The sequence below is a fragment of the Duganella fentianensis genome (assembly GCF_964031615.1).
GTDB classification, from domain to species: domain Bacteria; phylum Pseudomonadota; class Gammaproteobacteria; order Burkholderiales; family Burkholderiaceae_D; genus Rugamonas; species Rugamonas fentianensis_A.
This window is the reverse complement of the sequence record NZ_CAXIQN010000002.1, coordinates 179,972-206,326: the sequence shown is the minus strand read 5'-3', so window position 1 is coordinate 206,326 and position 26,355 is coordinate 179,972. Positions and strand designations below refer to the sequence as shown.

General features: G+C 48.5%; 22 protein-coding genes. 10 read left to right on the top strand and 12 right to left on the bottom strand.

Going from position 1 to position 26,355, the window contains the following annotated elements; genetic code table 11:
- Positions 1 to 43: 43 nt before the first annotated feature.
- Complete coding sequence (locus ABNT42_RS00925; RefSeq protein WP_348692780.1) at positions 44 to 262, bottom strand: helix-turn-helix domain-containing protein; 219 nt, start codon at positions 260 to 262, stop codon at positions 44 to 46.
- A 51-nt stretch (positions 263 to 313) separates the two neighbouring features.
- On the bottom strand, positions 314 to 871 hold the full coding sequence (locus ABNT42_RS00920) for a hypothetical protein (protein ID WP_348692755.1): 558 nt from the start codon (positions 869 to 871) through the stop codon (positions 314 to 316).
- 386 nt (positions 872 to 1,257) lie between these two features.
- Between ABNT42_RS00920 and ABNT42_RS00915 the strand changes: the two genes are divergently transcribed.
- Complete coding sequence (locus ABNT42_RS00915) at positions 1,258 to 2,262, top strand: Abi family protein (RefSeq protein WP_348692752.1); 1,005 nt, start codon at positions 1,258 to 1,260, stop codon at positions 2,260 to 2,262.
- A 458-nt stretch (positions 2,263 to 2,720) separates the two neighbouring features.
- On the opposite strand, the gene ABNT42_RS00910 is transcribed toward ABNT42_RS00915, so the two are convergent.
- Genes ABNT42_RS00910 through ABNT42_RS00900 form a run of 3 tightly spaced genes read right to left on the bottom strand, consistent with a single transcriptional unit; the run spans position 2,721 to position 4,592 of the window.
- Positions 2,721 to 3,170 carry a DUF6527 family protein gene (locus ABNT42_RS00910; protein WP_348692749.1) on the bottom strand — a complete coding sequence of 150 codons (450 nt, stop codon included), beginning with the start codon at positions 3,168 to 3,170 and terminating at the stop codon, positions 2,721 to 2,723.
- Positions 3,170 to 4,366 carry a ThiF family adenylyltransferase gene (locus ABNT42_RS00905; RefSeq protein ID WP_348692746.1) on the bottom strand — a complete coding sequence of 399 codons (1,197 nt, stop codon included), beginning with the start codon at positions 4,364 to 4,366 and terminating at the stop codon, positions 3,170 to 3,172. Before ABNT42_RS00905 ends, ABNT42_RS00910 begins: the two co-directional genes overlap by 1 nt.
- Positions 4,341 to 4,592 carry a multiubiquitin domain-containing protein gene (locus ABNT42_RS00900; protein WP_348692745.1) on the bottom strand — a complete coding sequence of 84 codons (252 nt, stop codon included), beginning with the start codon at positions 4,590 to 4,592 and terminating at the stop codon, positions 4,341 to 4,343. The genes ABNT42_RS00905 and ABNT42_RS00900 overlap by 26 nt, the downstream gene beginning before the upstream one ends.
- 243 nt (positions 4,593 to 4,835) lie before the next feature.
- On the opposite strand from ABNT42_RS00900, the gene ABNT42_RS00895 reads away from it, so the two are divergent.
- Positions 4,836 to 5,921: an AAA family ATPase gene (locus ABNT42_RS00895; RefSeq protein WP_348692742.1), complete on the top strand. Its 1,086-nt coding sequence runs from the start codon at positions 4,836 to 4,838 to the stop codon at positions 5,919 to 5,921.
- Between the two features lie 6 nt (positions 5,922 to 5,927).
- Entirely contained in the window at positions 5,928 to 8,144 is a 2,217-nt protein-coding gene (locus tag ABNT42_RS00890; RefSeq protein ID WP_348692740.1) for a S8 family peptidase, read from the top strand.
- Positions 8,145 to 8,354: 210 nt separating this feature from the next.
- Here the strand turns inward: ABNT42_RS00890 and ABNT42_RS00885 are convergent, their stop codons facing one another.
- The 4 genes from ABNT42_RS00885 to ABNT42_RS00870 form a co-directional block, all read right to left on the bottom strand.
- Positions 8,355 to 8,846, bottom strand: a complete 492-nt coding sequence (locus ABNT42_RS00885; protein WP_348692738.1) for a hypothetical protein — start codon at positions 8,844 to 8,846, stop codon at positions 8,355 to 8,357.
- Positions 8,843 to 9,160, bottom strand: coding sequence for a hypothetical protein (locus ABNT42_RS00880; RefSeq protein ID WP_348692735.1), 318 nt, complete (start codon positions 9,158 to 9,160; stop codon positions 8,843 to 8,845). The genes ABNT42_RS00885 and ABNT42_RS00880 overlap by 4 nt, the downstream gene beginning before the upstream one ends.
- Before the next feature lie 516 nt (positions 9,161 to 9,676).
- The gene (locus ABNT42_RS00875; protein ID WP_348692733.1) at positions 9,677 to 10,588 is read right to left on the bottom strand and encodes a UbiA family prenyltransferase; all 912 of its coding nucleotides are present in this window, start codon (positions 10,586 to 10,588) and stop codon (positions 9,677 to 9,679) included.
- A gap of 389 nt (positions 10,589 to 10,977) precedes the next feature.
- Positions 10,978 to 11,934, bottom strand: a complete 957-nt coding sequence (locus ABNT42_RS00870) for a hypothetical protein (protein ID WP_348692730.1) — start codon at positions 11,932 to 11,934, stop codon at positions 10,978 to 10,980.
- A gap of 477 nt (positions 11,935 to 12,411) precedes the next feature.
- Here ABNT42_RS00870 and ABNT42_RS00865 point away from each other — a divergent pair, with 477 nt between their 5' ends.
- Both ABNT42_RS00865 and ABNT42_RS00860 read left to right on the top strand, forming a co-directional pair.
- Complete coding sequence (locus ABNT42_RS00865) at positions 12,412 to 12,987, top strand: hypothetical protein (RefSeq protein WP_348692728.1); 576 nt, start codon at positions 12,412 to 12,414, stop codon at positions 12,985 to 12,987.
- 69 nt (positions 12,988 to 13,056) lie between these two features.
- Positions 13,057 to 13,737 (top strand): hypothetical protein, encoded by a 681-nt coding sequence (locus tag ABNT42_RS00860; protein WP_348692725.1) that lies wholly within the window; start codon positions 13,057 to 13,059, stop codon positions 13,735 to 13,737.
- A 164-nt stretch (positions 13,738 to 13,901) separates the two neighbouring features.
- Here the strand turns inward: ABNT42_RS00860 and ABNT42_RS00855 are convergent, their stop codons facing one another.
- On the bottom strand, positions 13,902 to 14,189 hold the full coding sequence (locus ABNT42_RS00855) for an H-NS histone family protein (protein WP_348692722.1): 288 nt from the start codon (positions 14,187 to 14,189) through the stop codon (positions 13,902 to 13,904).
- A 575-nt stretch (positions 14,190 to 14,764) separates the two neighbouring features.
- On the opposite strand from ABNT42_RS00855, the gene ABNT42_RS00850 reads away from it, so the two are divergent.
- The 5 genes from ABNT42_RS00850 (at position 14,765) to ABNT42_RS00830 (ending at position 19,866) form a co-directional block, all read left to right on the top strand.
- Positions 14,765 to 15,424 (top strand): TnsA endonuclease N-terminal domain-containing protein, encoded by a 660-nt coding sequence (locus tag ABNT42_RS00850; RefSeq protein ID WP_348692719.1) that lies wholly within the window; start codon positions 14,765 to 14,767, stop codon positions 15,422 to 15,424.
- Positions 15,421 to 17,340 (top strand): helix-turn-helix domain-containing protein, encoded by a 1,920-nt coding sequence (locus ABNT42_RS00845; RefSeq protein WP_348692716.1) that lies wholly within the window; start codon positions 15,421 to 15,423, stop codon positions 17,338 to 17,340. The genes ABNT42_RS00850 and ABNT42_RS00845 overlap by 4 nt, the downstream gene beginning before the upstream one ends.
- Positions 17,312 to 18,247 (top strand): TniB family NTP-binding protein, encoded by a 936-nt coding sequence (locus ABNT42_RS00840; RefSeq protein WP_348692714.1) that lies wholly within the window; start codon positions 17,312 to 17,314, stop codon positions 18,245 to 18,247. The genes ABNT42_RS00845 and ABNT42_RS00840 overlap by 29 nt, the downstream gene beginning before the upstream one ends.
- 455 nt (positions 18,248 to 18,702) lie before the next feature.
- Complete coding sequence (locus ABNT42_RS00835; RefSeq protein ID WP_348692712.1) at positions 18,703 to 19,296, top strand: hypothetical protein; 594 nt, start codon at positions 18,703 to 18,705, stop codon at positions 19,294 to 19,296.
- A 165-nt stretch (positions 19,297 to 19,461) separates the two neighbouring features.
- Positions 19,462 to 19,866, top strand: coding sequence for a hypothetical protein (locus ABNT42_RS00830; protein WP_348692709.1), 405 nt, complete (start codon positions 19,462 to 19,464; stop codon positions 19,864 to 19,866).
- Positions 19,867 to 19,911: 45 nt separating this feature from the next.
- On the opposite strand, the gene ABNT42_RS00825 is transcribed toward ABNT42_RS00830, so the two are convergent.
- Together ABNT42_RS00825 and ABNT42_RS00820 are read right to left on the bottom strand one after the other, a co-directional pair.
- Positions 19,912 to 21,924 (bottom strand): hypothetical protein, encoded by a 2,013-nt coding sequence (locus ABNT42_RS00825; RefSeq protein WP_348692706.1) that lies wholly within the window; start codon positions 21,922 to 21,924, stop codon positions 19,912 to 19,914.
- Complete coding sequence (locus ABNT42_RS00820) at positions 21,921 to 26,327, bottom strand: hypothetical protein (protein WP_348692703.1); 4,407 nt, start codon at positions 26,325 to 26,327, stop codon at positions 21,921 to 21,923. The genes ABNT42_RS00825 and ABNT42_RS00820 overlap by 4 nt, the downstream gene beginning before the upstream one ends.
- Positions 26,328 to 26,355 lie beyond the last annotated feature (28 nt).

Sequence of the window (26,355 nt, the reverse complement as noted above, 5' to 3'; positions counted from 1 at the left end):
ATTGATAAGCTCCTCGTGGAGCTGCCTAAGGCTGCGTCTCTACTTAGGGGATTTGGCCGCCTCGGTTTTGAGCCAGCCTGAAAGCTGGAAGGCGTATGGATCGGTGGCGCTGGTGGTTTGGCTCCGGATAGGCGGGCTCGGTGATTTCCGAGCGCAGATAGCGCCGGACGGTGTTGCGGGAGATGCCGAGCCTTTTGGCGATTTCCCTGAGCGGGATCTGGTCTCGAAGGTGGCAGCGTCTGATTATTCCTAGTAATGCCACGTCAAGAGTAAGCCAAAGACTGAGGTTAGCAAACAAGAAGAAAACGATGACTCAAAGCTCATCGTCATCCTCACTAGGATCCTCATCTACATAGTCCAAGTCGTTGGCTCCAACCTCACTTAGGCGCGCCAGCAAAGCACTAAATGCCATGTCTTCTTTCAGGTTGTCTTTTTCATACAGGTCTACAATCACCAAAATCGGGTTGTAAATTAACACGTATTGCATTTCGCTCGCTAGACCGGCGCGCACATCAATAAATCCGATCTCCTTAAGTAGTCGCATCCGAGCGCGCCATGTAATCTCTCCTCGCGGCCCGCCGAAGCCGGACTCAAACGCTAACTCACGGTCACTTCGAATTTCGACAATTCCTTCGTCATAGACACGGCACCAGAGAGCTAAATATGTATTGAACAAAGGAAAGCCTTTACCCCCCAGCTGGTCCATCACACGGCCGATTAGATTCATGGTTCTGGGAATTGTGGTAAAGCCAACTCTTTCCTTGCGTAACCAAAGCTGAGCATCCTCTACTTCAGGCCACAAGCGGTCACGCAGCGCGAGACGCTTATCTTTAGCGGAGCGGACTTTTTTCTTGACCTTAAGTTTGAGCATATTCCCTTAGTTCTGTAAGTTTGTGGTAGATTCTACCTTAATTCCACAAGATAAAACAACGAAAATTGAAGTGTACGGATATTTATACATACTATAGACCTATAAGAATCAATAACTTAAATTACTCCACGTACTCCATGTACTTCATGTACTTCATGTAATCCCTAGTTCTCTATGTATCAACGCATTGCTTGACAAAATCGTGGTGATATGCTACGCCCAATAACGCACGAAACGCTTGAGATCTCTGAACAAGACTCGTTCTTAGTCCACAATTGGTTGGTCGAAGAAAGCGCAACAATCGTGATACCCCCAGTTCTTTTGCTTTGGCAAAAGAACACTAAAAAAGCCCTGATTAGGGCTTTTTTTTTGCCCCAAAAGAGAATATGGCAAAATTTACAAAAAAGCCACTATCAAGCTCCGAACTGTATCAAAAACTAGTAGATAAAAATTTGTTAGTGCAAGATGGTGACAAGAGCTTAGTGTATGAAAGTTTGGAGCGCATTGGCTATTATCGCCTCACCGGCTTTTGCATTCCATTTATTCAAACGCCCCCGGAGAAGCCAAAATCCTTTAAGGCGGGAATATCTATACACACGATCCTAGCGACTTATCACTTCGACACAGGCTTACGGGGCATAGTATCGCTAGCACTTCAGAAAATTGAAATCGCTTTAGCTGTGAGCATTTGCAACACTCTTTGCGTCAAACATGACGCACGCTGGTATGCAAAGGAAGACCTCTTTACTAGTAAAGACACGCACGACAAGATTTTCGCAACAGCAGCCAAGTACATAAAGTTCGATGTAAAAAATTATGTCGGGGAACATAACAATCCAAACGAATATCTTAAACACTACTATGGAAAATACCACGAACCTAGACTACCTCCCGCATGGATGCTAAGGGAGTGTGCAAGCTTTGGCTTCTGGTCGCACGCATTTAAAGGACTTAAGAAAGAACACCGAGATAGCATTTCTATTCATTGGAAATACCCGAACAGAAAGCCCATTCAGTCTGTGGTATTCGAAAGTTGGCTTCACACCTTGACCGTATTTCGAAATCGCTGTGCTCACCATAATCGCATCACATACACAACGTTACCCTACAGCCCCAAGACACCAGATAATGTGCCAGCATCCGAACGATTTCCTAAACTTGATGCAAATGGCAATGCTACAACAAATGATTTACGTACATTCCTGTTGATCATTGATCTCCTACTACGAACTGTAGCGCCAAACTACGACTGGAAAGGGTTATTGCGCGAACAATTTACTATCGCGGCAGCAGCGGGGGTGGTGATCCGTGATGCAACCGGGTTCGATTATGATTGGCAAAATGATACCTTCTGGAACGACTGGGTGCCGCTGAGTACCACTAAGGCATGATACGTGATATGCATGCTGGTCGGGCCAAGTGCCGCATTCATAGACAAAGTCGAGCTGCATAATTACCCGTCCTGTGGGACCTCGCAAAGTTAGAAATGGCGGTGGTACGTGTCATTACTGCAGCGTCCTGTAGTAGATGAAGCCTTGACTCAGACGGCAGCAAATGCCGATTTAGCATAAAGAAGCTTCTGAACTAAATTTACGGTTCAATTTGTAAACAAGCCCGTCAACCCAGACTCAGTGGCCAAGGTAACTGCAACGTCTGTCAAAAGTGCTGCTTTTCGATTCAATCGGCCAGATTCTGAATCCGCCGAAAACACTCCTGCGATCCACCTAGCCTGAGACAAAATTGGATCGACGGGCTCCCGATGAGCCCTATACTGGTTGGATATCGGTAATCCCCCACTTTTAATCCTGGCGATGAGTAGAGGCTATGCGGCGATTGCCAGTTTTTTGCGCTAGCTTCCACGCAGTCGACGCAAAAATCTTGCGAGAACACCTCGTTGCTCGACAGGTTTGCTGTCAACTGCTGCCGTAGTCTGTGCAATTCTTTGATTGCTTTCCTTAGCGAGAGCAAGCCGATCTCTTTGATCACGCTTGATAACTGCGTTAATCGCTTTGTTCGACATATCACCAGCGTCAATCACTAGATTGTTTTTTATCCAATAATGCGATCGACAAGCATACTTCCAGTTGCCAATGGATGGAAATAAGCTGATTGTGCCAGTTTGCCGATTCTTTAAAAGAGTCCACTGCGCCCTGTTAAGGGGCGTAAAGATCTCTTCACCACATCCACAGCAACATAGGTGGCCGGCGGTTTCGAATTCTTCGCTAATGTAAAGCACGCCGTCATTTAGCGCCTCCGGCACGTGCTTTACATATTCTGGTCGCAAAGTTTTTATTTTCATTATCCCGCCTTTAGTTGACTCCACGAGAGCGTGTACTTGAGCGAGTCGTAAGGAATCTCTTCCGAATAAAAGTCAAGATATTGCTTGTACTTGACAATGGCGAGCATCGCATTGATCGCATTCAGTTCTACCAGCTGGATGTTATTGTACACTTCATCGTTTTTGTCATCGGCGACGGGTAAACTAGCTAGAGCCTTTGCTGCATTTTCGTGGTGCGGGTCAACGAAAGTTACTCGTGCTCTTCCCAACAATTTGACATCTTCCGGAATTTTTTCCACACCGATTCCGACATCGATGAAGGGTATTTCCTTGGCCATTAAGTGGTTCGCTATAAACCCTCGAGAAGGTCCGTTATCGACAGCGATAAAAACGAAGTCGCACTCATCAAGCCGCTGGATGGTATTGTCATCAATCATGAATGGGAAACTCTCGACACCGCCCCGTAAGTGATGATAAACATCTCTTAGGTATTCCGTCTTATGCAAGCCAGCAGTGACAAGGCCACCGGGTATTGCTCCAGGCAACCGGAAGGCGTTATGTGGCTCGATCACATCACCATCAAAAAGGTGTATCTTTGCAACCGGCGTCTTTGCCAGCGCATCTAGAATATATGCACCTGTACCTCCCAAACCGATAATTGCAACTTTATTGACTGCCAATTTGCACTCGTACGCATCCAGGCCAGCTCGTGCAATTGAAGTGTTGGGATAATGAAATACGGACGGTTGTATGTTCTCCTTGAACGAGCGCTGCCCTGACGCCGTCGCCGAAGGGTCAATGGCTGCAACGAACCTCTCGAGCTTACGGATATAGTGTGTCATCTTGACGAAGACATCTGTTCCCATCAATACCTGGGTTTCAGGATCGGGATAATTAGAGAAGCGGCAAAACACCTTCCGTCCTGCAACGATCTCTGGACTTGACATCGCGCCTCCTGCGTGGATGGCGTTCTCGAGTGACTTTCCGTCAGCCATATGAGGCATCGAGCCTGTGAACCAAACGGTATGATCTCCCGTGTTGGTGACGCCGTCGATAATGGTGTACGCCGATATCAACGCACCCCGGCAAACTTTCATTTCGGCGGAAATATATGGGATGTTGTCGACGATGAGATGATTCCCGTCAACTAAAACCTGATATTCAGCGTCAAGCAGACGCTGAATATCATGGTTAGGAGCGGTTTGATTTGCCGGCATCGAAACGCATCCCATTACGCAGTTTTACGCTCTCGCCTGGCGCCAGAGTCCCCTTTTCGTTCCCGTGTGTCCAGTCGACGTCGAAGAGGCCGAGTTCTTGCCCGTCTGTATCGATGTTCGCAAGCCTAAGCACTTCTTCAAACGAAATGCTCGGCCCAACTACCTTGCGAGGCCGCGACTTAATGAAAATTTCATATTCCTGTTCATGCTTAATGTCGTTCGACATATGTATTCCTTTTGTTGTTTGATTAGCATTGTTACTCGATGCCAGTCCACGTTGCAATGCCAAATAATGAGTCGTCTATATTGGAGATCATTAACTGCGTGCGTCAAACCCTCGCCTTAAGGTCCGGGTAGGAGTGTCATATCGCTGGCGCAAAGAAATTATAGCTCAGATGGAAGTAATCGGTTAAAATTCAGTAATATAAATTTACCAGACAACACAGGTCATTGATTTACAAGGAATTAAGTGGAAAATTTTCCAAAAAAAGAGTTGATGAAAGTTATCCAGTCGGGGTTTGATGGGTCTCGAAGCGCTTTCGCGCTGGCAGTCGGCCGGTTCGCGACGAAGCTAAAGGATGTAGATCTAGCGTTTGCGAAAGAGATTGCCCAGTTCCTCTCAGTGGACAACGTCATGCGTGGTGCAGGTGACTTCGCTCCAACACCTGTGGACGTCGATTCACGTATGGAGCTAGTTGAAACAATTTTTCCAGTCATTGTCCCCAAGCGTCCTGTGTTCGGCGGAACTGTTCAGGATGTTCTCGATGATGTGCTGCGCGAATGGCAGAGCCTAGACCTTCTTATTAAGGAAGGCTTGGCGCCGGCACGAACGCTATTGTTTTGTGGGAAACCAGGCGTGGGCAAGACCTTAGCTGCCCATTGGCTCGCACAGGAACTCAAGTTGCCGCTGCTTACGCTGAACCTAGCCACTGTTATGAGCAGCTATCTCGGCAAGACAGGTAACAACGTACGTGCTGTGTTCGATCATGCGATGACAAGACCATGCGTGTTGTTGCTTGACGAGTTCGACGCAATTGCGAAGCGCCGCGATGACGACAGCGACGTCGGGGAACTCAAGCGTCTTGTCAACGTGCTCCTCCAAGCCCTCGATGAGTGGCCTGCCAATGCGCTGTTGATTGCTGCAACGAACCACGGCGAACTTCTCGACCCTGCGGTCTGGAGGCGATTTGACCACGTCGTCCAGTTCGAGCCGCCGTCGGCTCAACTGATCGACGACTATCTGCTGGACATTCCTATGACTAGTGAGGTGCGCAAAAACCTTGCCTCTTTTCTACAAGGAGAATCGTTCAGCACGATTGGGCAGTTAATCCACGCGTCACGCAAGGCCGCGCTGCTTGATAATACCCAGCTGGTACCGACATTGATTAAGAACGCCGTTCGCACACGCATGAGCAAGGGGGCAATGAGTAAACCAAACGAAGGAACCATGCTGCTCATGCATCTGTCAGGCAAGTCACTGCGTGAAATAGCGACTGCCGTCGGTAAGACACATCCAACTGTCAGCCGCGTTATTAAACGTTACCTAGGGGAGTAATCATTTATGGCAGCAACGAACATTATCTTAGGTTATGGCGAAACGTTGACGCGTCCTCACCCGCTTAAACGTGGACCGGGCGACAAAAAATACCCATATGAGATTGGCGTCCAGCGTCAATGGCTAGGTGAGCAGCTCGACCTGATCGCGAAAGTGCGACAAGCCGAGTCGTTAGCTCTCAAACCCCGAGGCGAATCCGTTGCTCGCTTTACGCTCCACCCCGCATTCTTGGCAAAGACATATCATCCCAACGCCCTACTTCAGGCAAGTGGCCTGCGCTGTGTCGGTAGTCGTTCCGCGATGGTGAAGCCCAGAAACGTCGCCAGCACACGACAAAAGGCTGGCGAGCCGAACTTTACGGCGGCATTATACGTAGCGGGAGACGACGGCGCGTTCACTCGTCTAGCGAACATGCTGCAGTCATCTAGAACGGCGCAGACGCACCAGCTTGCCTTCTGCAGATTCGAGATGATGGAAACGTTCTCTGCTAAGGACAAGGACCTTGTCACTCGCCCTGCGGATTCCAAACCCCTGCTCGAGGTTGTGCTACATGCGTCGGAGGGCGATAACGACATCGTTGACGCCTTTGCCGAGTACGTCGCTTCGCTAGATGGAACTGTCGATGTGGCAAGGGTACTTGTGATCTCTGGACTGACATTTGTTCCAGTCCGAATTGACCCGAATGCGGCGCGAGCTCTTGCCGCTTTTCATTTTGTTCGCGCGGTGCGTGTCATGCCTTCGCTGCGTATTGGAGGACGCGACATGCGCAGCTCGAGCGCACCTGCTCCTCTGCCTCCTTTCATGCCCGCAATCAACACTGAACTCAAAGTCGCAGTGTTTGATGGCGGCCTCGGCCATACTAATCTTAGTCCATGGGTGAAAGAGACGGTGTTGTTAGGGGCAGAAGCGACATCTGCCGCGTATCTCAATCACGGGAACGCTGTGACTAGTTCATTGCTGTTCGGTCCGATCGACGAGGCTGCGACTCACTTACCGCAACCGTATGCAAATGTGCATCACTACCGCTGCATTAGTCCGGACCTGCAGGCTCCATCGGGTGTTCCTGATGCTGACCTTTACGACGTGTTAAAACACATCGATCAGGTTCTCAAAAACGATAAACCTAGCTTCATCAACCTTAGTATCGGGCCCTATATGCCGATAGAAGACGACGAGGTGCACCCGTGGACTGCATTGCTCGATAGCCATCTTGCATCTGGCGATATCCTTGCCACTGTCGCAGTTGGAAACGATGGCGAAAAAGATTGGCCTGAAAGTCGCGTCCAGCCGCCGTCGGATATGGTGAATGCGATCGCGGTAGGGGCTTGTGATACAAAAAGTACCAATTGGATGCGCGCGCCCTATAGTTCTCACGGTCCCGGACGTACCCCGGGTATGGTCAAACCGGACGGTGTCGGTTTTGGCGGCTCTGATAATGAGCCGTTCGTGGTCTACAACGCATTAACGGGGCAATACTCTCACACAACGGGCACAAGCTTCAGCTCTCCCGCTACCTTGCGTACGGCGATCGGCGTCAAAGTATCGCTGAATTCCCCTCTGAGCCTTCTTGCCGTGCGGGCATTGATGTCGCACCATGCGAGCCGCCCCAAAACTATGTTGATGAGCCATGTTGGCCACGGCCGTTTCCCGCAGAACGCGGAGGAGGTGCTGACATGTGACGACAACGAAGTGCGCGTGATCTATCAAGGCACGCTAAAAGCTGGAGAGAACCTGCGCGCTCTGATCCCGTTTCCAACACTCCCCTTAAACGGTAAGGTCACGCTACGCGCGACTCTGTGCTTCGCGAGTCAGACCGATCCCGAGCATGCCATCAATTACACACGCGCTGGTCTGACTGTAATGTTACGCCCCAAGCACAACAGGAAGGAGACAATCGCATTCTTTTCGTCGTCAAAGATGTACACGTCTGAACTGGAAGCGCGTATAGACGACCAGAAATGGGAGACTACTCTAAAGCATGAACAACGCTTTAATGCCGATACTCTACACGATCCCATGTTCGACATAACGTATGGCGCGCGAGAAGATGGTAAGAGTGTGGACAACAAGTCGCTTCCTCCGTTGCCATATGCTATGGTCGTCACTGTCTCGGCAGAGGATACTCCCGGGGTCTACAATAATATACGGCAGCGCTATCAGACCTTGCAACCTGTCGAAGTGCATCCAGATATTCGTATCAAGACCGCGTCAGGGCAATCGTAAGAAGGTAGAAGTTACATTATTTTGTGATTGATGAGTAAGAAGACTCTTCATTATTTAGTATCGCAGACCTACCAGTGATTCACCTGCCAAGCCGCTACAGATTATTGTAGTCGATTGGATGAGTTTTCCCTTTGCCCGAGGTTAACGGGCATTGTCGAAACAAACGTCTGTCTATGACAGATTTTCTCGAAGGGAACGTTGGAAAGCAGTTTATGTCTTTGCGGGCGTTATGTCTTTCGCTTCTGCTTGGAATACTGCATTTATAATTAATCTCAATGCTCCATTTGCAGAATGAAAAAGTAGAAATGAAGAAATCAGAAAGATTGATGCTAAATCAAAATCAGCAAAGCCGGTAAAGTACGTACCATCAAAAAATAACTGCAGATACAATCCTTTTAGTAACGCTAAAGATGTACTTCCAGCAAATCCAAAAGTTGCAATAGAAAAAATGGCATCCGCATATTTACCGAAACTTTGATAAATCACGCCACTTTCGTTATTCACATTCAAAGTCGAAAAAAATCTTTCTGAAACAACACCGACGATAGAAAATAACCATAATAGTACAGTTGGCCAATTAGATTCTAAAATTATTTTTACAACTCTTTTGGCCTCTTCCTTATTGGAAAAAATTACCAGTCCCAAGACTAAAAGAAAAACGACAACAAAGAAACGCAGTGGGCTAAAATTTTTTTGAGTCATACGCGGCTCCGATTGAACTCATTGACCTCTGCATCTTCCTTCTTATCTTGCTCCTTACCAAGCAACGCACCTATCAATCCTCCTGCAGCCACACCCATACCTCCGCCGAGTGCGCCGATCACCCCTCCTAAAAACATCCCCACACTGGTATTATCAGATCCCTTTTCCGCGACAACCTGATCCACGTAGTAGCGCTTCCCATTGACATTAAATACTTTTGTTCCGAGATTTCGTGCTAAATCTTTTTTTGTAGGAGCGATAGTTCGCAGAAATACTTTTTCATTTCCTTCCTTATTTATAACATAAAGTTTCATGGCATTCTTTCGTATATAAAATTTATTTAAAAATTCAAATTTATATTATATTTTTAGGCTCAAGACATGTATAGATTATTTCTAATTTGTGGAAATTCTATCTTTAGTTTTTAGGTGTGGACACCCTAATATATTTGGTCCCTAAATACATCCCCATCTTTTCGGAAAAGTCCGCAATGAGCAATTCGAACGCCGCATTCCTATCGATACTATGGATTAAAAGGCAACATGAACTCTTATCGGCATGTTTTGCAAACGTGGTTGGATGCAATTTTTTTACGTATCTCCAGCCCTACTGCCTAAACTGCTAATTTCCCGGATTTGAACTCAGAGCCCTTGGCCATCGTCGTCAAGAGGATAGGGGCCCTCTTGTTGGTATGCGCAGACATTGCAATGTTGTGATGCCTCGTGCGTGCGATGTGATCTATGCAGTTACTCATACGGTTATTCTTGTTAGTCGTTTACAAATATTTAATATCTGGCCGATACCATTTGAACCTTATTTGATTGAAAAATCTAAATTGTCGCTACACCAGCGAGAATTATGCATATTGCTATTATTAAAATACTTTCAACATCCTTACTGACATGCAGCAAAGGATCCTCATCAATTTTTCCACGGAATGACAAGAGCCACAATCGCGCAATCCAAATGAAAAAAAACGGAATTATAAAAAATAATGGCATTGGTGACGGGTAGAGCTTCGCCACATCTCCCGAGTTGTAATACAACATTAAAACTAATGTTGAAATTACAGCACAAGCTATCCCAAATATTGCGACTGGAATGCTATCGGAGGATAAATAACCTCGGCCAGGAACGTTCGATAAATTTTCTGATTCCAGTCGCAATAGTTCATTGTGACGTTTTAACAGTGCCAAAGATAAAAATAAGAAAAAAGAAAATGACAGTAACCAGAAAGAGATATGAATTCCGGTAGCCGCAGCCCCGCCGATCATCCTAATTGTGTACAAGCCACCTAGTACCGCCACATCAATAAGTAGCATTTTTTTAAGCTTCATTGAATAGAGAACGGTCAACACAAAGTATAGACCTACAATTTTAAATAGCTCTCGTTCACTCGATGAGGCTAAGAAGAGTCCAACACCACCTAAAAACATGCTTGCAAAAATAGCATTTTTTCTTGAAACTAGACCGGCAGCAATTGGACGAAATTTTTTTCTAGGATGAGTGCGATCATGCCTAATATCGAGTACATCATTTAAGAGATACGCACTAGAAGCGCACAGACAGAAGGAAACAAAAGAAACAATACATTTACCCCATAGATAGATATTATGGGAGTGTGCAGCAAGCAATGGTATAAATACCAAGGTATTTTTTAACCACTGACGAGGGCGCATGGCACGGAAAATTACAAAAGCGAATTTCGCCGATCCGCCACCCAACGCTATTACTTTTTTCATGGGATTAATTTTCTAAAATAGTAATTATATTTTTGAATCTTATCTTGATATAAGAAAACATGAAAATATCATCAAAACAACCCCACATAATTTATAAAATGTAATCGATTCTGAAAAAAATATATAGCCGAAGATCATTACATTTAAGACAGTGAACATTGTCATTAATGGATACGCGACAGACATTTGTAAATTTCTTAATGCTTGGCAGTACAACCAAAAGCCTACAGCATAACAACCTACAGCTCCACATAAAAAAAATATTCGATTGTTAAACGGCGGAGTAGACGAATACTTCATCATTAAGGTTGCCAGTGCACTGCAAAGCCCTGCTGTTGCACACCACAACAATCCCATCCTGAATAAATTGAAATCCATTTGAAACGGCATCATTTTCTCCGATCCTCTCGCATATGAAACCTAGCGTAAACAGCAATTGGAATCATGAATGGGTATAGGCTCCAGATTGCACGTCCATCGACACGAACAGAAAGTGCAGCATATAGGATAGGTGTCGACATCAGAATTATTAAACTTTTTAATGAATTTAATTCTGATGGGATGTGTTTAAATCCTAAAATAAGCAGCGGTACAACAACTATTGCAGCACTTAGTATGGAAAGTACAGCACGGGTATCATGCATTACTGCCAAGATGGTATTTAAACTCGGAACCCAAACATAACTTGGTAAGCCGGCGAAGAAGTACCATCGGACATATATTAGCCAAGCTACCGCTACAGCTATTGCACCAATATTGAAAATGAACATTTTTCGTTGAAAAACCAACAGCCAAACTAACAGCAAAATATTTTCTTCTCGGATCGCTGTTGCGATTAAACCTGAAAATAGGGATAGCCAAGGTTGACCAGTTAAAATACCGACCACAAATATAGTTCGCGCGCAGATTGCTCCTGGATCAGTTAATAAATATGACCCATACCAAAAAGTAGGAACTGATATTATCAATAAAAGACCTGCGCAAATTACTTGTTTACAATTTCCGCCAACCTTATTTACCGAGTAAGCTAAAAAAACTGATGAAATACTAATTGATACCCAGTTAACGCTGGCAAAAACATTTCGTAAATCCCCTGGTATGTAGGCTGCTACTGCAGGTATTAATAAACGATAAGGAAATGGTGCACGAAGCTCAGAAAATTGAATTTCACCTCTAAGAAATCTTGAGGTGTTAAAGTAAGCGAGAGAATCCTCAACGGTGAGTCCCCAATGCGGCTGAAGAACTAAAAAAGCGCATAAAAAATAAAGTAAAGATAATACTGTCCAAGCTATTATTTTATGCTCTGAATTAAAAATCGAAATTTTTTTTGATTGTTTTTGATGCATAATAATTCTTTATAATAAAGATAGAAAATTAGAATTTAAAAAATGCAAGTATTATCTATTTTTGGCTGTTAAGAATTTAAATATAATATATATAAAATCAATACACTCTAAAAATCGCTAATTAATTTTAATATCATAACAGATTGCTATTGGCTAGCTGTGTTGAAATATCAATTTTTTCAGGAATGACATCAGACAAAGGTGCTTCCGAATTAAAACAGATCAACACAAGGTATCCGATTGGTTTCCTTGTGGAATTAATTGATGTAAAAAACAAATTTTGTGAGATAAAATTATTCCAATTTTTAACTTTACTTGCGGCAGCTTAGCAAGAGTCAACTAAGTGTTACATTTGGTGACTTTTATGACAATTGTTTTTTTTGAAAAATTTTAATTGACTTTTTTGACAACAGTGATTAATTTTACAACGCCTTCTCTCAAATTAGGCGCCGGAAATTTCACCTTCATGAGGAAATTATGAAAATTAGAAAAACGATGGTCGTACTTGCTCTTGGTATGACTGCCGCATGTTCTGTCCATGCACAAGCTGTCCTCAATGCAGAGACGAATATTGAAAAAAATGGAAACATCGCTACTCGTTCAGGACACTACTCCTTAGTGGTGCAGGGCGATGGGAATGTTGCAATTTACTACAATTCTCCACCAGCGACAGTTCCAACGGGGTTTCAAACAAACACAAATAGTGGTGACCACCTTCGCATGCAAATGGATGGCAATCTCGCTTTGTACAAGAGTAACGGAACTTGGGCCTGGAACTCCGGTACAGGTGGACATCCCTATAGCATGGGTTATAAACTTGTTCTTTTTGAAACCGGTCGACTGGCAATTTTAGATGCTAACAACGCGTTAGTTAAGGAAATTGCAGGAGTTGATGCGCATGCGAATAACGGTGGTTTCCCCGTCTATTATCCGTTCCGTAAAGGCTCCCCTTGCGTCGATGGACTAACCCCGTTGATGCAAGACGGAGTTCAGGCTACTCGATGGGCAACAGCAAATGGTGGCACTATCGGATATTGTGGATCGCCGTATTGAGAACTGAATAAAGTCTAAAATTGCACATTCAATTTTGGGTGTGCAATTTATATTTTCTAGGTGGCGATATTGCGAAAAATATTAATATTAGTGATTCTCACAATTGTTGTACTCTGTGTTTTTCAAAATCGAGACGATATTTCATTTGCCGGCCTTTCAACGAAATCAGAGGCTTCCATTGAAGGACCCATCGTAAAAACTACTCGGGAAAGTATTCGTAATTCCAACCCCTTACTTATCTCGCCTTTTGGCGCAGGTTCATTTGTAGAAGAAAATAAAGATGAATTAATAAAGAAGAGAAAAGAGAGAATGCTTCGGGATGGATTCTCGGTACCGGATAAATACTTCAATATGAGCATTCAAGAATTGACCAAGCTTGGTAATGCTGGAGATACCTGCGCTTCTATTCAACTTGCAGAGCGCTATTGGAACGAAGCTGCCTTCATGCAATCCGAGGTCGGAATGGATTTCAGCGAAAATCCACGCAGTATTGCACTGCGCTATTTTGTGATGGCGACACAAGGCGGTGCCGGCAACATTCCTGAGATCGTCGCTAATCGGTTGTACGAGTCGAAAGACGATGTCGTTAATGCCGCGGCTTGGGATATGGTTGCGCAACGATTTTCAACTTCAGATGGCATGGGGAACAGCCGCGCAGTTCGATCATTTAAGGATATGAATTACGAGCAAATCAATGAAGCCAACTTACATGCAGCCGAAATAGCATCACAAATAGGGTTTGTTTGGTGAAAGTCGATAGTGAACATCTACCAATTTCGATATATGTCTCCACAATTTATTGATTGAATTTTAAAAAAATGCCACGGGGATGATTAATTGCAATGTCGACACTCGAAAGGGTATCGACAGGCATCGCCTTTATCTAGGTAAGCAAAAGGTTAGCTAATTGAGCATCAAATAAGGAATTTGCTTTTGTCCTTACCTTCGAGCCATTTAGGTGCGCGTCCACGGCCCGTCCAAGTGTTCCCGGTTGTCGTGTCTTTATATTTGATTTCTACAGGTTTGCGAGGACTCTTTAAAGACTTAATGCCGCCGCCAATATCCGTCAGCGTCAATCCAAATTCTTGCATGATCGCTTGGATTTGTGCCAGCGCAGCTGACACTTCTACGCGGCGAATTTCTTCAGCCTTGGCCTGTAACTCTACAATTTGCTTCTGAATATCCTGATAAGAAGTCGACATAGTTGGCTTTCCTAATAAATAGTGCGCTCATATTGTACACGGGATGGTTGCAATTTTTTGCAAGTTCCACATGTCCGTGTGCGATCGAAGCTAGGTGGAGTACGAAACCCAGACTTGTTCCTTCTCTTTTTTTCTAGTACTCAATCAAGAGCCAAAACTAAGTCCGCCTAGGGGGCTCAGAAACTTAATACAGCGGTTTATTCATGCCTCTGCGGTTTTTAGCGTCCTGACTTCACGCGATATAAGGATGCCGAAGCCTGTACTAACGACAGTAACTATCGCAAGGATCATAGAATTCGAGATATTAATGCGCCATACTAAGGAAGTCATGTAGTAATTACGTCGCGTTAATATTGAATTGAATCAGAGCCTAATATTCGTGTTTAGTACTTATGCAATCTTGCCGCTGCCTTGCGTTGAATTCAGGGAGACCATCATAACGTGATGGTCTAGAAAATCTAGTGCCATACATTATGCGTTACGATCAAATTTTGTTTTGTGATTCTTTGAAAATTCCCTGACATCAAACATTAGTGATGAGATAATTTATTCATTCTATTCAATACGAGTTTTCAATGGGAATTCGCAAAATACCAAAGAATCATCTAACCGTCACCGGCAGCTTCGCAAGCCGCAAGAACGGAAGTATGGGCAGCTTCGAGTCTCTATTGGAGAAGGAATACATGATGCTCTTAGACTTCGATGAAGCAGTCGAAAGTTTTGAGGAGCAGCCGGTCAATATTCCTGTGCCGGGTGTACCGAGAGGCTATATCCCTGATGTCCTCGTGCATTTTTATGCGAACGCCGCCACTGGACACGTCCGTAAGTCCTTTCTTACCGAAATCAAGCATACGGGTGATCTCAAGAAAAACGCTGAAAAATATGCGCTCAAATTTGCTGCGGCAGAACAGTACGCCGCTGAACGCAACTGGGAGTTCGGGCTCACCACGGAAATAGAAATCCGCACTGTCCGACTAACCAACATCAAATTTTTGAGGGAATATCGCAATATCGTCCCCGACGAGGAGAGCTGCATAAAAATCCTTGATCTCGTCGACGAGATGGAGGGTGTAGCTTCCCTTCCGCGCTTGCTCCTGCGTTTGGCCGTCAACGATGAAGAACAGCTGTACTGGCTCCCAATTATCTGGAACCTAGTACTTATGCGACGACTAATCATTAATCTGGACGCCGCGATCGACAGTGACGTCCTATTCAAATTGCCGGAAGCCGCATGAGCAACAAAAACAAAGAACCAACGCAACTTTGGTTGAAGGAAGGCGCGACCGTAGTCGACAACGGTCGGGAGTATGTCATTGTGGCGTTGGCGGACCTCAACCTGGTGCTCGCCAAGGAAGTGGCGTCGGGTGAAAAGGTGTTGCTCAGAATTGGCGATCTCGGACCACCTAGGAAAATTGGTACTCCGGAGAATACTTCTCAAGCTAAGCCGGATCTGTGGGAAATATCTGACGAGGAATGGCGCGTTGCCGAAGAGAGGAGGCGCCAGATCGCGCCTCTTCTAGATCGTCCCGTCTATCAACACTCTGGCGCCAAAGCCGATAAGATTGCAACAGAAGCATGTGTCAGCAGGGCCACAGTCTACCGGTGGGTAGCAGCGTTTCGCGAAACTGGTTTGCTTTCCTCATTATTGCCCAGTCTCAGTGCTCGAGGTGGCAAGGGCAAGGGGAGACTACCCGCGGAGGTAGACGCGATCATAATGGATTGTATTGAGAATTTTCACGATACCGAGCAAAACAGATCCATTGCAAAAACAGTGGAAGAGATCAGACGGCGGTGTTCCAATGCCAATCTCCGCTTACCTGCGCTCAACACGGTTCGAATACGCATTGACCAATCTAACGGCCGCGAGCGCGTGAGAAGTCGCAAGGGTGAAGCCGTAGCCCACGACCAATTTGATCCAATCAAGGGCGTGATTCCCGATGCAGAATGGCCACTAGCCTTGGTTCAAATCGATCACACCTTGCTGCCTGTCATCATCGTTGACGATGTTCATCGTAAATCTATTCGCCGAGCCTGGATTACACTGGCTATTGACGTCTATAGTCGTGTCTGCCTAGGGATGTATCTGACGCTGGACGCTCCATCAGCGATGTCCGCCGGGATGTGTATTTCGCACGCGATCATGCCTAAGGACCAATGGATATCTCGGCTCGGTTTAACAGCTGCTGCTGATTGGCCCTACTGGGGTGTCATGGGCATTCTGCATATGGATAACGCACGTGAGTTCCGCGGCGATATGCTTAAATTTGCTTGCAACGAATATGATATCGATCTCCATTTGCGGCCGGTAAAAAAACCAAGGTACGGAGCGCATATAGAGCGGTTGATGGGAACGGTGTCAGAAGGCCTCAAGACGGTAAAAGGGGCGACGTTTTCAGGGCCTGACGAAAAGGGAGTTTATGACGCGGAGGGTAACGCCTGCATGACTTTCGGAGAATTGGAAAAATGGATGGTCCTGTTTTTCGCCCGGTATCACAGAAAGGTGCACAGCGGCATAGGTACTACTCCACTCACCAAATGGCGTGAGGGATTGCTGGGCACCAAAGGTAAGCCGGGACGTGGATTGCCTGCACGACGCCTCGACAATGAAACGCTCCGAATTAATTTCATGCCATTTATTGAACGTACGGTGCAAAACTATGGAGTGGTAATCGACGACGTACACTATTACCACGATGTCCTTCGGCCCTGGATAAATTCTATGGATCCGCAGTATCCGCGCCACAAGCGAAAATTTCGCTTTCACCGGGATCCGCGTGACATCGGTCAATTGTATTTTTTTGATGAAATTGCAGGGCGTCATTTTTCGATCCCTTACAGGGACACAAGTCTGCCACCGGTAAGCATTTGGGAATTGCGCGAAGCACATCGGCGTGCCGACGAAAAGGGCATCTCACACGAGGACGAAAAGGCCGTGTTTGCACTGCTCACCGAACAGCGCATCCTTGAAGATGATGCCGCCGAAAAAACAAAATCGGCACGGCGTGCGGCGCAGCGCCGCGCTCAACATGCGAAGGCCCGCAGCGAAACGGCAGAAGCTTTACCCCAAGCCAGTAAATCGGCACCCAGTGCCCTACCTCCGGCCGTGCGTGGCTATGATCCGGATGCAGTACTACCACTCGATGATGATTAACACACCTATACCAGATGAAGGTAATTACCAGCATCTTAACGATGCCGCACGTGCGCTGATCGATCAGTCGGATAAGGCTCGCATATATGCAATTCGGGCCGGGGCTTGGCTTGGTTATAGGGATGCGAAACGCATCCTCGAACGCATGGAAGAACTGTTGGAATATCCGCGCATCACCCGCATGCCGAACATGCTTCTGGTTGCGCCGTCATTCAACGGGAAGACTTCCATTCTGAGCCGCTTCATGTCGCTGCATCTGCCCGACCTCGATCCTGCCGGCGAAGTGACGATCTGCCCTGTCGTGATGGTTGAGGCGCCGCCCAAGCCGGACATATCGGACTTCTACACGCGCATCCTGGACGCATTGATGACGCCATACAAGCCAACGGCATCGGTCCAGGAGAAGTACTCTCAGATCAAGCGATTGTTTCGACAAATGGATGTTCGCATGTTGATCGTGGACGAAATCCACCATCTAATTGCAGGTAGCCTGAACCGTCAGCAGGAATTTCGCAATGCGCTTAAAAGTCTGGGCAACGAAACGATGGTCACCATGGTCGCGGCCGGCATAGAGGATGCCTATAACGCATTTAATACCGATCCTCAAATGTCCAGCCGTTTCACACCCGAGACGCTGCCCCTATGGAAGGCCAATAACGAGTTTGGTTCCTTATTGGCGACGTTGGAACTTCGTGCTCCCCTCAAGCAGCCATCGAATCTTAAGGATCCGCAAATGATGCTTGCGATTCACACCCGCAGCGAAGGCACGCTCGGCGACATGTGCGACCTGGTCAAGGAGCTGGCCGTCGATGCTATTCGGTCAAAGACCGAGCGGATCACGCTGGACCGTATCGGCTCCCTGTCGTGGCTGCCGCCATCCAAACGAAAGCAGTTCCGAAGACTCTAATCGCCGTGACAAAATTCTCCTCCTCGCTATGGCCGATCCGCTACAAGCCACTACCGGACGAATTGCTGTCCTGCTGGCTCGTCCGCCTGGCACATGGACATGGCATGAAGGTTCAGACATTTTGCAACGTGATCTTTGGCAATTACCGCCAGATCTGGAACCGCGATATCGATCGATTGGCACCCCCATGGCTTATTAACGAACTAAGCCTACGAACTGGCACGCCGCTGGCGGTGGCGTTTGGCACGACGTTGCGATCCTATGAAGGAATTCTATATCGAAGATTCAGATCATCGGGATCCTTGCACTGGATCCTCGTGCTTCAGATGTATCACCGGAAACGAAACGGCCATGGGCTGCAATTCTGCCCCACTTGCTTGGCAGGGGATACCATACCGTATTTCAGGAAATGTTGGCGGATTGCTCTAAACACCGTATGCACAGTACATCGAACCATGTTGCTCGATCGCTGCCCAGCCTGTGGCGCTGCGGTCGCGGTTCATCGCCTTGACATGAGAGAGCAGGATCTGGATGTAGCCGGATTCATGTCATGTTGTCATGCGTGCGGACTCGATCTGCGCACCGCGCCGACGGCGGTGCCCCCTACATACGATGTGCAAACAACCATGCTGCTTCGTCAGGCAAGCCAGGCGTTAGCGCCCGCACGCGAAATGTGCAGCGCATGGAACCTCGATTCGTATTCGGTAATGCACCAGCTATGCAGGACAATGACCGCGCGCTACGAACATGCCCGTCTCAGGCACTTCGTCTTGGATAAACTTGGATTTGCAGATATTCATCTAACCGACGGGCACACTTCGTTCGAAATGCGACCGATTGAGCAACGCCACCATCTCATGCAATTGTGTGCATGGCTATTTGTAGACCTGGAGCCGCGTCTTTGTGCAGCATGGTACTCGGGCGCGATCCGGTACAACCTTCTCCTAAAAGACTTCCGCGATGCACCTGTCTGGTATGTGGATATCGTAAGCAAACTCTCTAACTGGCGTGACCGGGGTCGCTTGAGCCCCACTATCCTCGCGAACTAGCGGAATTTCAACCACGATGCCATACGCCGCAGTTGTCATGTTGCGGTCAAAGCTAGTGGCTTGCTCTTTCAAATCGAGGTTGCAAAACGGCCTAACAGCTAACATATATATATGTTAGCATAGTGGTAGCCAAAATGTTCAATCCCTTACCTCTTGGAGAGAGTCATGCGCATGTCGGAACGCGGTCAAATACCAGACGCGGTGGAATACACGGTCGTGCAGTATCTTGAAGAGCTCGCTTTCGCCGCACATCTTTCGCCTGCACAACGGGGCGCAATGATGACGGCTGCAAAGAAGCGCCTCAAAGCTCACATCGTCATGCAGTGGCTGACCCGGATCGCGGTCGAGCATGATTTAGACATGACGCCGACGATGGCGTTCAGCCTAGTAAAGGCGTGGATCGGACGTTGCGCCGCGCGCCCCGCGATTGCGGCGAGGTTTGGCGTACCCGGCCGTAGCGCGACAGAGAAAAGCGCGCATCGGGGACAAGTGCTCGAACTTGCCAATGCTTACAGAGACGACGTGTTGAGCGACATCGATGCAGCGCTGGCGCAGGCCCAGCAGTCATAAACGATAAGTGCACTACCCCGTGTTCGGGGCGGGCCGGGCACGCCATCAGTTTTCTAGGAAGAGTCGTGCTGCTTTGACCAGCAGCGACGACTTGCTCACTTGGCCATTCAGGACGATATCGTCAGTAAAGCTGCGCAGAAACATGCTCGTCACAGGCTGCTCGATCTGCTTTACCGGCGAACCATATTCGTCCCATGTGAGGATATTGTACGTCCGGCACTGTGCGGAAAATACCGACTGCGGATTGCCTTTTGGTGATACAAAGTAGCGAAGGTCCGGGCCCTTTTCCTGCAGGAAGATGTGGTGGTACTGTTCGCGCAATCGAGGTGTGACATAGTAGGGCAGAGGATTTTCCTGCGGCGCAGTCAACTTGCGAAGTGTGTCGCCAGCTTCGTGAAATTTCTTTACGTTGTCGAACGCGACATTGCCGAGAATCTGAGGCACCCGCGCACTCGTGTACGAGGTGAGCAGTACCCGAGTTGCGCAGTCATAAAGATAGAAGCTTCCGTCGTAGAGTTTCTCGAGTGGGCGCAGCATGGGAAATGCAAAGAGCAGTTCATCTTCGCTGCCAAACGTAAGTTGATCATCCAGTGACAGTGTCCCGTCTGCAAATCGGCACGATAAAGTGGATGCAAAAAACATGTTTTCCGGCTTGCGGACATAGACCAAACGGTAAGACCCCGTCGGCATCTGGCTGAGACCAGAAATAGCTTTGCGCTGCAGCACGGACTGCTTCAGCCATAGTTCCTTGCGAACTTTCAACAGGACGTGTGAACTGATCGGGCTTTCATCGTGCGCGGAAAGCTGCTCAGGTAGATCGATGCCCTGCATAACGACATTCCGCGTTCCAGTGAAATGGGCTATTTTCATGCGGGTGTATAAATCGAAGCTGCAGTTCTTGTCTTGCTTATGGATGCCGTACGCCTGCCAAAAGGTATTGAACTGCTTGCCGGTGATGGCATCGACGATGCTTGAGCCATTGCGCCCCACGCTCTTGTTAATGAATACGTAGCAGTTCTCATCAGATAGAGAGTCGTAGCTGTTGAGCGTTGTTGCGGGGACGATCTCGCAGGGCGCAAGGGCCTTGCGGAGCTGCCCGTGAACGCTATCCCTGGCCGCGTCCGAAGGATACGGTCCGTAATTGTCGACGATAATGGTTTTGGATACGGAGACGTTGGCGGCGGCGGTCACGAACTCGTCCCATATCGCCGTGGCCTGAAACGAATCCCGGACGGCATCGACCTGAATTCTATCGAATAACCTGGTCACACAACGGGCAACCAGCGTATGCGCATGGTTCTGGCATCCACGATACCCCCTCTGAAAACGCATGAATTTTTTACGCCCGTACTGGCGGGCATCGAGCTTCTCGCTCGCGACGTACACGTTCTCCTGGGTCCGGATTGTCATGACCGTTTCCTCCACCGCCGCCTGTAATGTGGATGCGGGCGTGGCGAGGAACGTTTGATTATGAAGTGTGGTGACAAGCTCGTTATTGGTCGAATAGTAGAAGCGCGCCTCGAATGTATCAATCAGCACGCGACCGTCTTTCTTGCGCGGATACACATCGGTACCCAAGTAGAGCGCTGCGTTGTAGTACACGTTATCGATCTCAAACTCTTGCGCCACTTGGTCTAGAAGTCCAATTTTTACATGCAGTCCGATTAGCGCCTGGACCAGTCGATGCGATGGCACGTCGGCTGCTAAAAGCGATCCGTACAGATTACTGTCTGCAGGCGCCTTGTCGGAAAGGAAAAAAAAGTAAAACATGCTATCGACTCGAAGAAACTCGTAGCGAATGATGGCATTGGCCGAAAGCTCTAACTTCTTGCGCAGTATCTTCCGCGCCTCGACATGCACTCTCGCGAAATACTGCTCCGTTACTTCACCCTTTGTGCGCGGAATATCACGGCACAGGTAGTCGATGTGAATCGGCCCGGTATCGAGCTCCAGGAGTTTTTCGACCAGCACCTGGTCGGACAAAGGAATCCGCCAAATATTGGTGGCGGCCGCTGGTGCTTCCGTGATCGGCAGGTAGGCGGGGACGGCAGTAGTCATGGTTTCTTTGAGGTCGGAGTGAGCATTGCAGTCAAGCGCCGGTTCAGGACGAGCCGGTCGCTCATGGTGCTTTCAAACTTCTTGTCCTTGATGGCGGCATAGCCGCTCTCTCGTTTGAGCAGATTGAGGTAGTATGCGCCCTCTCCATCGGCTTCCGGCATGATGTTCAGCGGGTTGCATTCAACGCGCGTATTGAGGTACACGAACTTGATCTCATCATACCGTTGCCCGAGCAAATCACTGATCAGCGCCATCTTCCTTTTGGCTTCCGCGTGCGTCTTTTGTGCCAGTGCGGTCTGGTCGAATGAGGATGCCCAGTTTTTCGCGTCGATACAGATCAGGTTGTTATCCACCTCGACGTAGCGGTCGAAAAGTTCGTAGCAGGGCGCGGATAGCTTGCCGAACACGGCTTCCAGTGACAATGCGTCCTGACCGATCTGCATCAACAACCCGTCGAGCAGGTATTCCCCAACATTCCCTTTCAGGAGTGGCAGGATTGCGGGCAGCGGGACATGGCTGCGGAACGCCTCGTCCTGGAAATCGACCAGTTTCCAGAACCGCGTCCAGAATTCCCCTTGTCGATCGTCGATATCCTTGTCGAACTGGGGCAGTACCTGCCGTTGCGGTCGGTAGAGCGTCGTGCCGCCGATAATGTCAGTCAGCGCGTCGCGTTGCTTCTTGACGCAGAACGTGACGTTTTCGCAGCCACTATCACGCTGTATGAAAAATGAGTCGATGATCGCACTGCGATAGGCGCTGGAAGCGACGGTCGGATTTTTCTTCAGATCGGCCATCCACTTGGCAGGGTCGAAGATGGAGTCAATAGATCGCAAAGCTTCGTTCAGGTCGGCAGAACTTGGCACATTCGTGCGAGCTCGTTGGATTTCCGACCGCAGAAACGCCATGAAAAATTGCTCGATACGCTGCTCGCGCTCTTCCACATCCTTCTCAAATGACGCCCGCGCTGCCACAGAAGGAAACGAGTGCGCCCGTGCGAGCCCCTGACAGTAGTTGCGCAAGCTGTGATTGAGCAGCGACATCGAACCGAGCACAACATCGTTTCCAGCGCGCCCCAGCTGCTCGAACTGCATCGTCGCAACGTCGAGCAGGTCTGAGCAAATGAATATTTCAGAGACAAGCAGACTGTCTGCGCGTTCCACCCTACCAAGCGCCTGCATCAGGTTCTTGAACAGGCTCATTTCATGCTCACGCATTAACACAGCGTAGTTCTCGCCGGTTACGAGATTCACGTCGAAATCCTTGAGAAACTTCACCTGCTTGCTGTCTGCGTAAAACTTCATTAAGGTCAGCCAGTTATCAAGCGAATTTAAGCCCGTTTCGGGCTGCACCACCTCGCTGTACAGCGGGCTATTGACCAGGACCAGTCGACTAAAGTCTTCCCGAAACCCGGTACCCTCGTATGTTACAAAATAGTTCAGACCGGTACCGGCGCTGCTATATGGTGCGATGAACACCAAGCGCTGCATGTCGGACGACAATGCGGTAAAGTCGCGCACATTGAGTCTCTTCGCAAGGTCCGAGTGGAAGAAAACGAGTCGCAGCGACACTCCATTGGAAAAAGGCATGAAATCGTAGATATCGTTTTCGCCCTTTGCTCTACGCTTCAGCACACGACACTTGTACTGACAGTTTTCTAAATATTTGCTGAAAAGCGTACGGATGCGCCCCGACAGTGACAGGATGAGCGTATTCTTGCCGTCGTAAGCGGCCAGCATGATCGCTTCGAGCTGACGCATGAACTCGCGCTTTTGGTAGCGATGGCGCCGCATAGTCAAGGAAGGATCGAGCTTGTTGGCCCACACTTTGAGTAGCCGCGTTACTTCCGGATCAACAGGGTCCGGTGTGATGCTCATGCCCTCTACCGGGAAAGGGTGGAAGGTGGCGCTTCGAATGGAAGCCCTTGCATCGCGCAGGCCTTCCAGGATTGGTATGTCCTGCTTACCGCGCCGGATCACACTGAAACCAAGATTATCGGCACCTTGTTCACCATAGTGCTGCAAGACATTGTGGTTGTAGTTGCCGTTGTAGATCGACTGAAAGCCCGTTGTAGCGCTAAGGCAGTACACAGCATTGCGCGTGTTATGCGCCATGCGCATGAGTGAAACCTCTGGCAACTCCCGCAAGAGATCCATGCGGAAGTCGGCGTAGACGAACTCGTTGAGGCGCGGATCCTTGAAATGAACGGATTTGCGTGGCTCAATAGAAAATACTGTCTTGGGCTGGAAATATGTGAAGAACCTATTAACGATCTGGTCCTCGTCCATGCTGCGGTCAAAAAGATTTTTCACTTCATACCGGTGTTTCAGCGCACGCAAAATAAACAGACGAAGCGATGTATTCTGGCTACCGTCGCCTTCCGATCCGAGCATACGCAGAAAATCTTCACTGGGGATTTCCGATGCAGCCGCGAGCAACGCCATCAACAGCTGATAGAGATCGTACAGCGTCGCGTTTCCATCCTCGCGCGATCCGAAGTAGATCTGGCAGTATGTATTGCCATCACATCCGCGAAGTCGAATATTTTTCAGTGCGCCTTCGTTGAAAAAACGTTTTGGCGTAAAGCTGAATACGTTACGGGTCACGTTGATGACTTGCTCAACGTCGCGCTTGTCGATCTGCACATAGCCAATATTGGACTCGAAAAGCGCTATGACCGAGGCCATTGTCTGACCAGGCGACAACTCGCATTTTGACGCCAGCAACGCCTCCACCCGTGCAAAAAAATCTCGCGCAACCTCGTACAGGGGCCTGTCCAAGCCCGTCAATCCGTTGCCACCACCGATTGACTTGTATACCCGACACACCGTCGATAAGACGTGAGGTATGTTAGATGCATGGTCAATCAAGGAAATCTTGCGGTCGCTAGCCAATATTTTGTAAGCCTCGTGCTCCTCGTCGACGACGACGGTGAACGCGACTTTGGCCTGGCGAAATTTGTTATTCTCATCTTCGATGAAAAGCTGTTCTCTGAGAAATACGCGCTGATCCGAATCACCCAGGGCCACTGCAGCGCTCATGACCAATCCGTCCTCATGGCGACTGCCACCAATGAGCTCATAAAAGTCGGCCAACTTGGCCACATGCTGTCCTGCCTTTCCGACGCCTAGAATAGGCATCTGCGTGTCGAATTTCTTTGTCGTTGCAAGAAGGATGCAAGGTTCGTGTAGCGCGCACTCCAAGGGAAAGTACCGACTGACGATTTCGAACCGCAGCGGGTCGAGTTTACCGATGCCGCCGCGTAGCTTTGCAATCGACGTGTAGTTGCCATTCTGGTTGAGTGCGGCAAGCGCCGCATCCTTTAGCAGGTTCAGGCATCGTCCAGCCAGCGACTGTAACTGCTTCCTCAGTAACGCCTGATCCACGAAATCGACTACGGTTGCCAGCTGATTATTAGTTGAGTCGATCTGGTTCAGCGTTGCCTCCAGCCGAGCGAGATCTGGACCGATATCCGCGGCCTTTTTCCCAGCCTTGAACCAGCGGTGATATTTGTCCCGGTTCGATTCTTTGCCCACCCAATCGTTGAAATCAGGGTTGGTGAGGTCTTCGCGCGACAGTATTGGGAGAAACGGCACACCGATGCGCTCTGCTCCGTCCACCAGTTTTCGGTCGATATCGATCTGGGCTTTTTGCGGCGTAATGAACAACAAATTTCGGTGACGCAAGTCGGGTTCGGCGCACCGCGCATTGTTTAGGAATTGATCGAACACGGAATAGCTCTTCCCGTACCCGGTGCCGTCAGTCGACCGAATAATAGCTGGCAGTGGGTGACCGGTCGCGACGTAAAAATGACCGGCGAGGATGCGTTGTTCAGTGATTCTATCGAGGATTTCCCGAGGGGCTTCGCGAGCCGCCACCAAACTCTTTACAGGTAGGGCGCTGAAGGCATCATATTTGCTATCAAGACGCAGCTTGCCATCGGGCGCCGCTTTCGCTATGCCGCAATCGTACAAAATTTTCTGGAAGTTGCGTGCCGTGCGGTGACCTGACGACGACAGCCGAGAGCACAAGTCGATGACATCCTTGCAGCCGGCGCCGAAGTGGCCCGGTATGCTATCGATAATCTCTTTTATCTCCGCATCACTTGGGGTAGCGTAGGTCGGGCCGACCTTGTAGTTATCGATGCGGATATTGTCGCTCTGGCGAAAGAAAATGCCTGTCCGTAGACTCGTGTGCTTCTGACTGACAAATTTCATTTCGGCAAGTTGATACAGAACAGAACTGGCGTCGCAATCGAGTTCGCCGAAGGCTTCGTGAATGTTTCGAATGACATGCGAATCCTTGGTTATTTCGTACTCCGTAGAAGTAAGCTCGTCCAAGTGTTCGCGCGCGACTTCGAAAAGCCGTTCCTTCCTTACTATGTCCCATTTTTTCGGTCTTGCCAATCCCATCTCCTTCGTGTCCGGAGCGCCA